The following is a 14,801-nucleotide window of genomic DNA, read 5'->3' on the forward strand; positions in this document are numbered from 1 at the left end:
TTGTTTATTCGATGCTTTCTTCGGCCTGGTACCGAAGCCTTGTGGCTTGTTGGCTTTTGTTATTGATTGATGCCGCCCCAGGCACCCTGTTGGCGGCCCCAGCTCCGGCGCAGCACATCGAGTTTGTTCCGAACCAAGGCCAGTGGCCGCAGCCGGTGCGCTACGTGGCGCCGCTGGTACACGGCCGCGTGTTTTTGGAAGCCACGGGCTGGACGTACGCTCTGGCCGAACCCGTCGACCCGCACGTGCGGTCGGCCCGGCCGGAGCAGGAGCAATTGCGCGCCCACGCCGTGCGCATGGAGTTTGTTGGTGCCCGTCCCCAAGCGCAGTTGCAGCCCGCCGCCCCCACCGGCGAGGTACGCAACTACCTAATCGGCAATAACCCCGACCACTGGGCCCGCCAGGTAGGCAGCTACCGCGAGCTGCGCTACCAGGGTGTGTGGCAGGACATCGACGTGCGCCTGTACGAAAACACGCGGCAGCAGCTCGAGTACGACTACGAGCTGGCCCCCGGCGCCGATGCAGCCCTGATTCGGCAACGCTACACCGGCACCGAGGAGCTGCGCCTGGGCGAAGGCGGCACGCTTCAGATCAAGACAACCCTAGGCACCGTAACGGAGCTGGCGCCGCGGGCGTGGCAGGTGGGGGCGGGCGGGGAGCGGCAGCCGGTGGCCTGCCGCTACGCCTTGCGCGGGCAGGAAGTAAGCTTCGCGCTGGGCCGCTACGACCGCGCACGCCCCCTGCTGATCGACCCCACCGTCGTGTTCTCCACCTTCACCGGGGCCACGGCCGACAACTGGGGCTTCACGGCCACCTACGACCCGCAAGGCAACATGTACTCCGGAGGCATCGCGTTCAACCTGGGCTACCCCGTTACGGCCGGCGCCTACAACACCACTTTCAACGGCAACATCGATATTGCCATCATCAAGTACAACACAGCCACCACGGGTGCCGCCTCGCGCGTGTGGGCCACCTACCTAGGCGGCAGCAGCGCCGAATACCCACAGAGTTTAGTGGTGAATAGCCGCGGCGAGCTGGTAATCCTGAGCACCACTGGCTCGGCCAACTACCCCACCACCGCAGGCGCCTTCGACCGCAGCTTTGCCGGCGGGCCGTCGGTGAGCCCTTACGGATTTGGCGACGCGCTGTATACCATGGCCCAAGGCACCGATCTGGCCATTACCAGCCTTAACGCCACCGGCTCGGCGTTGGTGGGCTCGACGTACCTAGGCGGCAACAGCACCGAGGGCCTGAACATGCGCACGGGCATGGTGGCAGAGCTGATGCGCAACTACGGCGACCAGTTCCGGGGCGACGTGCTGGTGGATGCCAACGACAACATTTACATTGCTTCCAACAGCGCCTCGCCCGATTTCCCAACCCGCAACAACTTTCAGGCGGCACGCGGCGCCGGGCTCGATGCCGTGGTGTGCAAGCTTACGCCTGCCCTTACTAACCTAGTGTGGAGCAGCTATCTAGGCGGCGGCAACCCCGATGCGGCCTATTCGCTGCAGCTCGATGCGGCGGGCCGGCTTTTCGTGTGCGGCGGCACCACCAGCGTTAATTTCCCGACCACCGCGGGGGCGCTGCAAACCACCCACCGCGGCGACGTCGACGGCTTTGTGGTGCGCATAAGCGCCGATGGCAGCACCCTGGAGCGCTCTACCCTGCTCGGCACGGCCCAGTACGACCAAGCCTACTTTGTGCAGCTCGATACCAACGGCGACGTGTACCTGCTGGGCCAAAGCCTAGGCCAATACCCGGTTACGGCGGGCCGGTACGCCAACGCCAACGGCCGGCAGTTTATCCATAAGCTGAACGCCGACCTTACCGCCACCACCTTCTCCACGGTGTTTGGCGCTGGCCGCCCCACCGTCGACATTTCCCCCACGGCGTTTCTGGTCGACCAATGCAACCGCATTTACGTGAGCGGCTGGGGCGGCAGCACCAACGCCGGCTACGGCAACGGCTACACCACCAACCTGCCCACCACGCCCAGCGCCGTGCAGCCCACCACCGACGGCAGCGATTTTTACCTGATGCAGCTGGCCGAGGGCGCCACGCACCTGGAGTACGCCACTTTCTTCGGCGGCTCCAGCACCGACCACGTCGATGGCGGCACCTCGCGCTTCGACCGGCGCGGCTTTGTGTACCACGCCGTGTGCGCCTGCGGCGGCACCAACACCACTTTCCCAATTCCTCCTGGCGCTGGCACCTACAGCACCCGCAACGGCTATTCCAACTGCAACAACGCCACGTTCAAGTTTGACTTCGAGCCTCAGCGCGCCGTGGTGGGCCCCGACCGCGAGGTGTGCATTACCACTGGCTTGGTGCCGCTAAACGGTACGCCGGCGGGCGGCACCTGGGCTGGGCCCGGCGTAAGCGGCTCGCCCAGCACCGGCTACACCTTCGACCCCGCCGTGGTGGGCGTAGGGCAAAGCGCCACGCTCACTTACACCGTGTACAACAACCTGTGCCAAAGCCAAACATCGCTGCGCTTTGCAGTAGTGCCGGCCCCTACGGTGCAGTTCAGCCCCTTGGCGCAAACCGAATTGTGCCCCGATTCGCCGAATTTGCAGCTCGCCGCTACGCCGGCCGGCGGTACCTTCTCAGGGCCGGGTGTTGTAGGCAGCAGCTTTTCGCCCGCGCAGGCGGGCCTTGGCACTCATACCCTCACTTACACCTATGCCCTAGGTGGCTGCACCGTAACGGCCACGCGGCAAGTAAGCGTGCTGGCTGCCACAGCCGGCCCCGACTTTACCATGTGCCTGCCGGCTGCTCCGGTGCGCCTAGGTGGCTTGCCGGCGGGCGGCGTCTGGAGCGGGCAGTACGTAACCGGCTCCGCAGCTACCGGCTATTTCTTCTCGCCGCCGTCCACACTGAACGCCAGCGTAAGGCTTACCTACACCATCACCACGGCCAGCGGCTGCACCAGCAGCAGCGCCCTGCAAGCCAATGTTTATGCCGCTGCGGTGGTAGCGGCGCCCAGCCAAACCAATTTCTGCGCCACCGATACCAACCCGCTTAGGCTACCCAGTGCCGCTTATTGGGCTGGGCGCGGCGTGCAAGGGCCCGGTTGGCAAGGCTTTACCTTCTCGCCGGCAGTGGCTGGCCCCGGGCAACACACCCTAACGTACGTAACCTGGAACGGCCCCTGCGAAACCCGTGGCACGGTTACCATGCTGGTGGGTGCTCCGCTGACTATTGCGCTACCGCCCGATACGCTCCTGTGCCCAGGCAGCACGCAGCCGTTTCGCCTGCGGGGGCAGCCGCAAGGCGGCACCTGGACGGGGTTGTCCGTAACCCCCGATGGGATTTTCACGCCCCCGGCTAGCTTCACGGGTACGGCTACGTTCACCTACACCGTCAACAATGGCGGCTGCATTAGCACGGCCACGCGCCGCGTGGGCGTGGCCGCCATGCCGTCTTTTGGCCCTAGGTGGCAAGCGGCCCTGTGCCCCGCCGACAGGCAGGCCCCACTACGGGTTCAGTTCCGTGATGTCGATGCCGGCGAGGTGCAGTGGGAATTTGGCGACGGCACCACCGCTACGGGGCTAAACCCTGAGCACGTGTACGAACAGCCCGGGCGTTACCAACCCAAGGTTGTTATGTACTACAACAACCGCCGGTGCCGCTCCGAGCTGCAGCTGGCCCCCATCGAGGTGCTCGAAACCAAGCCCGTTCCAAATATCATTACGCCCAACGCCGACGGCAAGAACGACGTGTTTGAGGTTTCGGCCGGCTGCCCGCCCAGCTTGCAGGTGTTTTCGCGCTGGGGTCAAAAAGTGTACAACGACGACGCTTACCGCAACAATTGGGGTGGTGGCAACCAACCCGCCGGCACGTATTATTACTTGCTGCGTTATGTGGGTGGCCGCACGGTAAAAGGCTGGCTCGAGGTGCAGCGTTGACGCAGCTCCTTGCGTTTGGCCTCCGGAAGTTGTATATTTGCCGTAGTTAATCGTAATCAGAGGAGGGGACGCGTAGTCCCCTCTTTCTTTTGCTACCTTTTCCATGAGCTTCGAACGTACCCGCATCCAACAAATGCTTGAGGCCAGCCTACCCGGCCCCGAGTACTTTGTGGTGGGCCTGACGGTAAGCGATACGGCTGTCCGTCCGAAAATCACGGCGACCATCGACGGCGACCAAGGCATCGGCATCGATGAGCTTGGCTCTATCACCCGTCGCCTAACCCGCCAAATCGACGAGGCGTACGGCGAAGACGCGGCGTACTCGCTGGAAGTAACCTCGCCCGGTGCCGATCAGCCCCTCGTGAGCCCGCGCCAGTATCCCCGCCACGCCGGCCGTATGCTCAGCCTGAAAATGGCCGACGGTACCGAAAAAACCGGCACCCTCGAAGAAGCCACCGCCGACGGCGTGGTGCTGAGCGAAGTGGTAAAAGAAAAGAACAAGAAAAAAACCTTGGAGCCCGCGCTCGTTCCGTTTTCGGACATCAGCGAGGCCAAAGTGGTTATCTCATTTAAGTAAACACCTGACTGGTTTATTGTTGCACCGATAGTTAGCATCTTGCCTAGGTAATAGGCGCTTGCTTTTCAACGGCAGCAGTTCAGCATTCAATCACCACCCATATGAACACGCTCAACCTCATCGAGTCGTTCTCGGAGTTTGCCAAGTTCAAGAACATCGACCGTCCTACCATGATGAGCATCCTCGAAGAGGTGTTCCGGACGATGATTCGCAAGAAGTACAACGACGACTCCAACTTCGACGTCATCATCAACCCCGATAACGGCGACTTGGAAATTTGGCGTAACCGCGAAATCGTGGACGACGAATCCGAGGACATCTGGGACCACGACAAGATTCCGCTGGCTGAAGCCCGCAAAATCGAGCCCGACTTTGAGGTAGGCGAAGAAGTATCGGAGCAGGTGAAACTAGAAGAGTTTGGCCGCCGCGCTGTGCTTATGGCCCGCCAAACGCTGATTCAGCGCATTAAGGACCTAGAGCGCGACAACCTGTACCAGAAGTACAAAGACATGGTCGGCGAAATCATTGCCGGCGAAGTGTACCAAGTGTGGGGCCGCGAAACGCTGGTGCTCGATCAGGAAGAAAACGAACTGAGCCTGCCCAAAACCGAGCAGATACCCAAGGACCGCTACCGCAAAGGCGACACCATCCGGGCCGTAGTGCACCGCGTGGATGTGCTCAACGGTGCCCCGAAGATCATTCTGTCGCGTGCTGCTCCGGCTTTCTTAGAGCGCCTGATGGAGCAGGAAGTGCCCGAAATCTTCGATGGACTGATCACCATCAAGAACATCGTGCGCGAGCCCGGCGAACGTGCCAAAGTAGCCGTTGAAAGCTACGACGACCGCATCGACCCGGTAGGCGCCTGCGTGGGCATGAAAGGCTCACGTATCCACGCTGTGGTGCGCGAACTCGAGAACGAGAACATCGACATCATCAACTACACCGACAACCTCGAGCTGTACATCCAGCGCGCGTTGTCGCCGGCCAAAATCTCATCGATGAAAATCAATGAACAAACTGGCCGTGTTTCGGTGTTCTTGAAACCCGACCAAGTGTCGCTGGCCATTGGCCGCGGTGGTGCCAACATTAAACTGGCTTCCCGCCTCGTGGGCATGGAAATCGACGTGTTCCGCGAAGCCGATTCTTACGAAGAGGATATTGCGCTAGAGGAATTCAGCGACGAAATCGACCAGTGGATTATCGATGAGTTGAAGAAAATCGGCCTCGACACGGGTCGTGCCGTATTGGCGGTGAACAAAGCCGATATCGTACGCCGTACCGAACTGGAGGAGGAGAACGTAGAAGACGTTTTCCGCGTCATCCAGGCCGAATTCGACGGCGAGGACGAAGCTGCGGAGCCTGCTGAAGGCGAAGCCGCGGAACCCAACGCGTAACCAGCGGACCGGCCTCCAACGTAGGCGACCGACACCCGCTTCGGATATCATCGGCGGAAGGCCTGTCCGTACTGGCAGGTTTTCCGCCGTTTGGCAATAATTAAATCGTACTTTTGCAACAAACTACGAGTATCGCACGCGACCAAAGAATGGCGGAAGCAGCAAGCAAACGACTGAAACAAGCGGCCACGGACCTGAACGTCGGGACCCACACAATTGTGGATTTTCTCGCGACGAAGGGAATTTCTGTTGAAAATAAACCCACCACCAAGCTGTCGGCCGATCAGGTTGCACTGCTGAACAAAGAGTTTGCGTCGTCGGCTCAGGATAAAGCCGAGGCGACCAAACGAAGCCAGTCGCTGCGTCATACCGAGCTTGAGCAAGCTTCCCAAGCCAAAGTGGTGGCCACTCCCAAGCCAGCCGAACCGGCTGCGCCGGCTCCGCAACCGGCACCTGCTCCGACGGCAGAAGCTAAGCCCGCAGCCTCGGCTCCGCAGCCGGCGCCCGCGCCAAGTGCCGACAACGGCCGCCCCGTACCCGGCTTGAAGGTGCTAGGTAAAATAGAGCTCGACGCTAAAGGTCGGCCCGTTCCGCCAAAGCCCGCGCAGCCGGCTCCGGCCCCGGCTGCTCCGGCCCCGGCTGCTGCAGCTCCGGCTCAGCCCGCGCCCTCCGCGCCTGCGCCGGCACCGGCTCCTAAGCCTGCTCCGGCCCCGCAGCCGGCGCCTGTAGCGCAGCAACCTGCAGCGCCCAAACCTGCTCCGGCACCTGCTCCGGTTGCAGCGCCGGCACCTGTAGCTGCGCCGCAAGCCGCGAAGCCGGCTCCTGCTCCGGCCCCGGCTGCTGCAGCTCCGGCTCAGCCGGCTGTGGCAGCAACAGCCCCGGCGCCTGCTCCGACTCCGGCTCCTGAGCCTCAGCTCGCCGCCCCAGCGCCGGCCGCTGCGGCACCCGCCTCGGCCGAGCAAACTACTGAGCAAGGCACTATCATTGCGCGTGCCGATCAGCTGAAAGGCCTGACGGTACTTGGCAAGATTGAGCTTCCCACCGATGCTTCGCGTCGCGGAGGAGGAAATCGTGGCGCCCGCCCGGTTGCTTCTTCGGATGTGCGCAAAGCAGGCATCGGCGATAAGAAAAAGCGCCAGCGTATTACTACGCCTGGTGGCCAGCAGCAAGGCCCCGGCCAAGGTGGCAACCAGCAGCAAGGCGGCAACCGCGCCCCCGGCACCGGCAACGACCGCCCGACGCGTCCGGCCAACCAAGGCAACCGCCCGGGTGGGCACGGCGGCCGCGACAACCGCGGTGGCAACCCCAATCGTCCGGCTCCGGCTGTTTCGCCCGAACAGAGCGACAAGCAGATTCAGGACCAGATCAAGGCTACGCTGGCTCGTTTGAGCGGTGGCCGTGGCGGCAACCAGCAAAACCGCGCTAAATACCGCCGCGATAAGCGTGCTGGTATTGCCGAAGCACAAGAGTTGGCCCGCCAGCAAAGCGAACTGGCCTCGAAAACGTTGAAGCTGACCGAATTTATTTCGGCCAACGACCTGGCCTCGCTGATGAACGCCTCGGTGAACGACGTTATCAAGGTGTGCTTGAACATGGGCATGTTCGTGTCCATCAACCAGCGCCTCGACGCCGAAGCCATTACGGTTATTGCCGATGAATTCGGCTACGATGTTGAGTTCCTGTCGGCTGAAGACGAGCAGGATGTTGCCATCGTTGACGAAGACGATCCGGACGCCCTGCAAGATCGTGCTCCGATTGTGACCATCATGGGCCACGTCGACCACGGTAAGACCTCGTTGCTTGACTACATCCGTAGCGCGCAGGTGGCAAAAGGCGAAGCCGGCGGTATTACGCAGCACATCGGTGCTTACGAAGTAACCACCGACTCGGGCCGCAAAATCACCTTCCTTGATACTCCTGGTCACGAAGCATTTACCGCTATGCGTGCCCGTGGTGCCAAGGTAACTGACATTGCCATCATCGTGGTGGCTGCCGACGACTCGGTGATGCCGCAGACGAAGGAAGCCATCAACCACGCACAAGCAGCCGGTGTACCGATTGTAATTGCGCTGAACAAGATTGATAAGCCGGGTGCAAACCCCGACAAAGTCCGCGAGGAACTGTCGGCCATCAACATCCTGGTTGAAGAATGGGGCGGTAAGTACCAGTCGCAGGAGGTGTCGGCCAAAACCGGTGCCGGCATCAGCGACCTGCTTGAGAAAGTTCTGCTAGAAGCCGAATTGCTCGAACTGAAAGCCAACCCCGATCGTCGGGCTGTGGGCTCGGTTATCGAAGCCTCGCTCGACAAAGGCCGTGGCTACGTAACCACCATTCTGGTTCAGACGGGTACGCTCAACGTAGGCGACATCGTGCTGGCAGGCCCGCACTACGGCCGCGTAAAGGCCATGACGGACCACCGCGGCAAGAAAATGAAATCGGCTGGTCCTTCGACCCCGGTTCAGCTCCTGGGTCTGCAGGGTGCACCGCAAGCCGGCGACAAGGTTGTGGCTATGGAAACGGAGCGCGAAGCCCGCGAAATTGCTACCCAACGCCTGCAGTTGCAGCGCGAGCAGTCGATGCGCACGAAAAAGCACATCACGCTCGACGAGATTGGCCGCCGCTTGGCAATCGGTTCGTTCAAAGAGCTTAACATTATTGTTAAGGGCGACGTGGACGGCTCGGTGGAAGCACTGTCGGACTCGCTGCTGAAGCTCTCGACCGGCGAAGTAGCCGTAAACATCCTCTCGAAGGGTGTGGGCGCCATCTCCGAATCGGACGTGTTGCTGGCCTCGGCTTCCGACGCCATCATCATCGGTTTCCAGGTGCGCCCGTCGCTGGGTGCGCGCAAGCTGGCCGAGCAGGAGCAAATCGACATCCGCCTCTACTCGATTATCTACAACGCCATCAACGAGGTGAAGGATGCCATGGAAGGCATGCTGGCCCCGACGGTGCAGGAGGTAACGGTAGCCACGGTGGAAGTTCGCCAGGTGTTCAACATCACGAAGGTGGGTACGATTGCCGGCTGTATGGTTACGGACGGTACCATTGCACGCAACACCAAAGTGCGCGTGGTACGCGACGGTATCGTGCAGCACACCGGAGCTATCCTGGCCCTCAAGCGCTTCAAGGACGACGCCTCGGAAGTGCGCCAAGGCTACGAATGCGGTATCTCGATCAAAAATTACGATGACTTGCGCGAAGGCGACATCATCGAAGGCTTCGAGGAAAAAGAAGTTAAGCGTACGCTGTAAGCCAGCCGCTTAGCACCATACCTAAAACCCCAGCCCGCAACGGCTGGGGTTTTTTGTTGTGGCTCAGGCAACGCCTTTGGGCTTTTGCGCCTCTATGTGGCCGGTGTGTTGTATCTTATGTCTGCGCCACCGACACTTGCTAGCAAATGAAATACCTGTTACTCGGCGTATACCTGTGCTTGTTGACAACTTTGGGGGCGGCTGCACCTAGGCCCGATGCAGTAGTTGTGAAGGACACCGCGCGCGTGTACCAACTACGCAACCAGGGCTCGGTGCTAGCCACCAATCAACCTTTGGCCTTTGCGCAAGTACGTTCGGCCAGCTGGCGCGAGCGTTTTGTGCCGGTGACACAAGCCGGAGCTCCGGTTTCTGCAGCGGCGGAGGTATGGCTGCGCTATACCTTAATATCAGCAGGGCACCCGGCCACGCACTGGGTGTTGAGCACCAATACCGAATACATGGATGGGTTGGACGTGTACGTGGTGCAAGCCAGCGGACAGGTGCAGCACCGGCGCATGAGCAATGCGCTACCGCATCAGCAAACCCATACGCTGCGCACGCGCCACTTCAATCTAGGACTGAGTTTGCCGCCTGGGCAAAGCGTTACGGTGTACCTGAAAGTGCCGTCCGGGCAGGTGGTGTACCCTGCCGTGGCGGAGCAAGCGCACCTGCTGCAGCAGTACCGCGAGGCCGATTGGGCCATGGGGCCTTACTTCGGCATACTACTGGCGCTGCTGGCTTACAACCTGTTGCTGTATTTCTCGGTTCGGGACAAAAGCTATTTGTTGTACGTGCTGTACGTGGGCTTCTTTGCCGTCCTGCAGTTCGACATGACAGGTTACTGGCGGCAAGTGTGGCCCAACGATTGGTCGGGTTTTGCCTTGGAGATGCGCCAGAACGTGGTACTGGCCTGCACTATTTTCTTTGGCACGCTCACGGCCCGGGCTTTTCTGGACTCATGGCGTTTGTTGCCACGCTTCGATTGGGCTTTGAAAGCTACGTTGCTGGTGGCCTGGCTGCCTTTGCTGGGCGCTTTTTTCAGCAACCCCGATCAGGCTATTTGGTGGCAAGCGCTTCCTGCCCTCTGGACGTGCGTGGTGCTATTGGTGGCCGGGGTGCTGGTATTGCGCACCGGCTACCGCCCGGCCAGGTATTACATGGCCGGCTGGACGCTCCTGCTCGTGGCGGTAGCCAACTTTTACCTAGGGCTGTTGGGCATTACCCCACGTTCCGGTTTTTGGGCCGCGCACGGTGTGCACGTAGCCTCGGCCCTGGAGATGCTGCTACTTTCGTTTGGCTTTGCCGACCGCATCAACTTGGCGAAGCGTGACAAAGAGCTAGCGCAAGAAGCGGCCATGCAAGCGCTGCAAGAAAAGGAAGCAGCGCAAAGCCAGGCGCTGGTGGCCTTGCGCGAAACCCAACGCGCCCAGGAAGTTGCGTTGGTCGTATCGCGCGAGAATGAGGAGTTGCAGGAACGCGCCAACCACGAGCTGGCCGAACGCGCCGCCGAATTGCAACGCGCCTACCACGAGCTGCACGAAAGCATCCGGACCTCGCACCACCTGCAAGAGCTTGACGAACTCAAAACCAAGCTCTTTACCAATATTTCGCACGAGCTGCGCACGCCGCTTACCCTGATTATTAGTCCGCTGGAGCAACTGCTGAGCGAGGCGAGGCATACCACGGACGCACCCACCCCACCCGAGTACGCGCTGATGCTGCGCAACGCCCGCCGCTTGTTGCAGCTGATCAACCAGCTGCTCGACGTTGCCCGCCTGGAGGCTGGCCAGATGCACCTGGCCGCGGCGCCCACCGATATGGTGCGCACCGTGCGTACGGGCGTTTCGTCCTTTGAGTCGTTGGCGGTGAGCTGTGGCGTGGGGCTGCGCTTCGAAACGAAGTTGGAAAACCTGGAGGTGTACCTCGACGCCGATCAGTTCGATAAAATTCTGTACAACCTGTTGGGCAACGCGCTCAAGTTTACGCCCGCCGGCGGCGAGGTAGTGGTAAGCCTGGGTCAGCAAGCCGGGCAGGCGGTGCTGCGCGTGCAGGACACGGGCGTAGGCATACCCGCCGAGCACGTGCCGCTCATCTTCGATCGTTTTCACCAAGTCGACGACACCCACACGCGCCGGCACGGGGGCTCAGGCATCGGGTTGGCGTTGGTAAAAGAGTTGGTAGCGCTCCATCGGGGCAACATTCGGGTACTGAGCGCCCTAGGTGAGGGCAGCACGTTTGTGGTAGAGTTGCCGCTGGGCAACGCACATCTGCAAGCCCACGAGCTGTGCCCCGCCGCACCTATGAGTTCGGCCGTGGCCGTACCGCTACCCGACTTTATCGATCAACCCGACACGGCGTTGCCCGTTGCGCCTGCCGATGCGCGCCCCCTGGTGCTGGTGGTGGAAGACAACCCCGAGGTGCGCGACTACATCCGCACGTGCCTGGCTACCGAGTTTAGGGTGCGCACCGCCAACGACGGCGCACAAGGGTTGGCGTTGCTGAAAGACCTGGAGCCCGACCTGATTGTGTCGGATTTGATGATGCCGCAGCTCGACGGGCTTGAGCTGTGCCGCCGCCTGCGCGCCGACGAACAAACAGCGCACATTCCGCTGGTATTGCTTACGGCCCGCGCCGGCGACGAAACGCGCCTAACCAGCTTTGGCCTAGGTGCCGACGAGTACCTCACGAAACCGTTTCAGCCGGCCGAGCTGCGGGCGCGCATTCATAACCTGGTGCAGCAACGCCGCTTGCTGCGGCAGCGCTTTGGCCGCGCGGTTACGTTGCAGCCTCGCGACATTGCCATCACCTCGGCCGACGAAGCTTTTCTCAACCGCGCCATGGCCGTGGTGGAGCAGCACATGGCCAACACCGAATTCAGCGTGGAGCAGTTTGCCGACGAAATGGCCCTAAGCCGTGTGCAGCTGCACCGTAAGCTGAAAGCCCTAACCGATCAGTCAACCTCGGAATTTGTGCGCACCGTTCGGCTGCGGCGAGCGGCTGCGCTGCTGCAAGCCCACGCCGGCAACGTAGCCGAAGTAGCCGAAGCCGTAGGCTTCTCCAACTTATCTTACTTCAGCAAATGCTTCCGCGAGCTGCACCAACAGTCGCCCTCGGAGTACGCCACACAGGCAATTGCCGCCAGCTAAAGCGCTGGTATCAGAGCTTTAAAGCGTAGTTAATCAGCAAAATATACTTTTACAAGCAATTGATTTACAGGTAAATAACACCCATGAAACATATGCAACAGCATTTGAAACATGGGTATTAGCGCTTCTGGCGTTGGCGCCTACACCTTTGTGATGTCGTAAGCAAAGGAGGCCCGCTCACCACGCACAATGACTTCTTTGCTTGCAACACCGGCTGCCCACCTAGGCGCCGGCCCAGTTACACCTATCACTTTTTTCTCACCGTTATGCTTGCTCTGGAGAGGTTGTTGGCTGCTGATGTAGTGTTGCGCTTAAGTAGCCGCTTAGGAAGTTGGTTGGGCGATTTCGACGAAGTAGGAATGGCTCCTTGGAGCTCGCACGAACAACGCGGCAATGCCGAACAACTCGACCGGAAGATGGCCATTATGTGCTACCTCTCGGTGTTCGGTTGGCTGGTAGCGTACCGCGCGTCGCGCCTCGAGCGCGGCCCCCTGGCTACCTTTCACCTGCGCCAAATGACGCTGCTTTTGCTGCTGAGCCTGGGCATACTGGTGGCCCAAATTGCGTTGCTGCCGTTTTTCGGCTGGAGCAGCTTGGTGGTGGCCGGCGGCGGCCTTGCCCTTACATTGCTCATGCGCATGCTCGGCGTAATGGCCGCCCTCAGCGGGTTGCAGGAGCCGTTGCCGCTGGTTGGCCGCTGGGCTTACCGCCTGCTTCCGGGTTTTTAAGCTGCCGCACCTAGGCCACCCCATCACATAAACGGGGCGCCTGGCACCGGCTTTCAATTCGCTTCCCTCCTTCCGTTTTCTGCGCGTGCCCCGCACCTAGGCCCATTGGCCCGGGTGCGGGGCACGCTCGTTTGTCGCGGTTGTGGCGAAGCAAACGAGCCGCAGCCGGTGTGCTCACATCATTATGCTATTGCCGCTGGGCGGGGGCACAGGGTAGCTTTGTCGCAGACGGTTGGCCGCAATGGCAGCCGCTCCCTTAGCCCGATTCCAACACCGTTCTAACCCAAAAGCCCTATGAAAACGCTTGGCATTTCTACCCTCATTGCCGTTTCGGCGCTGGCCACTAACCCAGCCGTTGGCCAAACGCGCCCCGCCACCAAACCAACCGCTGCCAGCACCAGCAAAACCGTTGCAGCCAAGCCGGCTGCTGCCAAGCCATCCCCGGCGGCGGCCAAACCGGCCGTTGTAGCTCCGGCTGCCGAGCCGGCTGCGCAAGCAACACCCGAAACCACCGCCAAAGCCGCCGCACCCGCCAAAACGCAGGCAACCGGTGCGCACACGTTTGGCAAGGGCAGCATGGCTGCCAACTTAGGCATAGGCTTTGGCTTAGGCTACGGCTACTCCTTGTTCTCGGGTATCCGCTCGACCCCGGCCCTGAGCCTGTCGGTGGAGCGCGGCATTATCGACAACCTAGGGCCGGGCGTCATCGGTGTGGGCGGCATGATTGGCTACAAGGCCTATTCCTGGAAATCGGGCGACTACAAAGGTTCCTGGAAAAACTTCCTGGTATCGGCTCGCGGCGCTTACCACTACAACGTGTTCGACATTCCGAAGCTCGACACCTACGCCGGCATCAGCCTGGGCGTGCGCGTTGAGTCGTATTCCGATAACTACCTCGACCGCGAGTACACCCGCGAGTACGGCGGCAGCTACGTTACTTCGGGCTTTTTCTTGGGTGGCCGCTACATGTTCACCGATAACCTCGGGGCATTTGGCGAGGCCGGCTACGACATGTCGTACCTGAAGCTTGGACTGACGGCCCGGTTCTAACCCGGCGCGGGCTCCTTCTTCCACCCCCAACCCTCCACCCATGAACGTCCTGCGCCCCCTTGCCGGCATTGCCGCATTGCTCGCGCTCATGGGTTGCGGCCAAGTGCATCGGCCGGAAGCTCCGGCCGATGCCAGCCTCAACGCCGCGCAGCAACCGGCGCAGCAATTGGTGGAGGCCGAGCGGCGCTACCAACTGCGCGCAATGCGCGGCGATACGCTCTCGTTGCATCACCAAGAGCTACAACGGTTTCTGCCACCAGTAGTAGCCGGTTTTGTGCACGAAGGCAAGCCGCAAGGCGAATCGGTAGACCTGGGCAGTGTGCGTTATTCCACCTGCGAGCAACGATACCGCAAGGGCAACCAGCAGTTGAAGGTGCAACTCGTCGATTACAACGGCGCCAACGCGCTGTACGTCGGCGCCACCGCGCTTATGGACCTAGGCTCGCAAGAGAGCGACGAGCAGTTGATGCAAAGTTGCGACCTGGGCTTGCCCGACGTGCGCGGCTACGCTACCCTGCAAAAGAAAGAGCACCGGGCCACGGTGGCCCTAGGTGTCGGCGACCGGTTTTTCGTGTCGGTCGAGTCGACGCAGCAACACGATACCCGGCTGGTAAAGGAGGTAGCGCGCCAACTCAACCTTGCCCGCTTGGCCGGGCTTTAGGCATCGACTTCGGGCGGCGGCAAAGCGCGGCTGCCCGGGGCCAGCCGATTTAACCCAACTCATCCCGCAGTTACCCCGTC

Annotated in this window: 8 protein-coding genes; all 8 read left to right on the forward strand. The window is 61.2% G+C overall.

From position 1 onward, the window contains the following. Positions 1 to 62: 62 nt before the first annotated feature. The 8 genes from D3Y59_RS10685 to D3Y59_RS10720 all read left to right on the forward strand — a co-directional run bounded on the left by D3Y59_RS10685 (position 63) and on the right by D3Y59_RS10720 (position 14,721). Positions 63 to 3,914, forward strand: a complete 3,852-nt coding sequence (locus tag D3Y59_RS10685; RefSeq protein WP_119445039.1) for a DUF7948 domain-containing protein — start codon at positions 63 to 65, stop codon at positions 3,912 to 3,914. A 103-nt stretch (positions 3,915 to 4,017) separates the two neighbouring features. Continuing rightward, positions 4,018 to 4,491, forward strand: coding sequence for a ribosome maturation factor RimP (locus D3Y59_RS10690; protein WP_240410335.1), 474 nt, complete (start codon positions 4,018 to 4,020; stop codon positions 4,489 to 4,491). Between the two features lie 101 nt (positions 4,492 to 4,592). Then, positions 4,593 to 5,885: a transcription termination factor NusA gene (gene nusA, locus D3Y59_RS10695; RefSeq protein ID WP_119445040.1), complete on the forward strand. Its 1,293-nt coding sequence runs from the start codon at positions 4,593 to 4,595 to the stop codon at positions 5,883 to 5,885. A gap of 149 nt (positions 5,886 to 6,034) precedes the next feature. Continuing rightward, on the forward strand, positions 6,035 to 9,136 hold the full coding sequence (gene infB / locus D3Y59_RS10700; protein ID WP_119445041.1) for a translation initiation factor IF-2: 3,102 nt from the start codon (positions 6,035 to 6,037) through the stop codon (positions 9,134 to 9,136). A 146-nt stretch (positions 9,137 to 9,282) separates the two neighbouring features. Beyond that, the gene (locus D3Y59_RS10705; protein ID WP_119445042.1) at positions 9,283 to 12,282 is read left to right on the forward strand and encodes a 7TM diverse intracellular signaling domain-containing protein; all 3,000 of its coding nucleotides are present in this window, start codon (positions 9,283 to 9,285) and stop codon (positions 12,280 to 12,282) included. A 266-nt stretch (positions 12,283 to 12,548) separates the two neighbouring features. Next, a complete protein-coding gene (locus D3Y59_RS10710) occupies positions 12,549 to 13,010 on the forward strand; it encodes a hypothetical protein (protein ID WP_162910690.1) in 462 nt (153 codons plus the stop codon). A 294-nt stretch (positions 13,011 to 13,304) separates the two neighbouring features. Next, positions 13,305 to 14,060 (forward strand): hypothetical protein, encoded by a 756-nt coding sequence (locus tag D3Y59_RS18435; protein ID WP_205590821.1) that lies wholly within the window; start codon positions 13,305 to 13,307, stop codon positions 14,058 to 14,060. A 40-nt stretch (positions 14,061 to 14,100) separates the two neighbouring features. Then, positions 14,101 to 14,721: a hypothetical protein gene (locus D3Y59_RS10720; RefSeq protein WP_119445044.1), complete on the forward strand. Its 621-nt coding sequence runs from the start codon at positions 14,101 to 14,103 to the stop codon at positions 14,719 to 14,721. The last annotated feature ends 80 nt before the right edge of the window (positions 14,722 to 14,801 follow it).

This window comes from Hymenobacter oligotrophus, from assembly GCF_003574965.1.
Classification (GTDB): Bacteria; Bacteroidota; Bacteroidia; order Cytophagales; family Hymenobacteraceae; genus Solirubrum; species Solirubrum oligotrophum.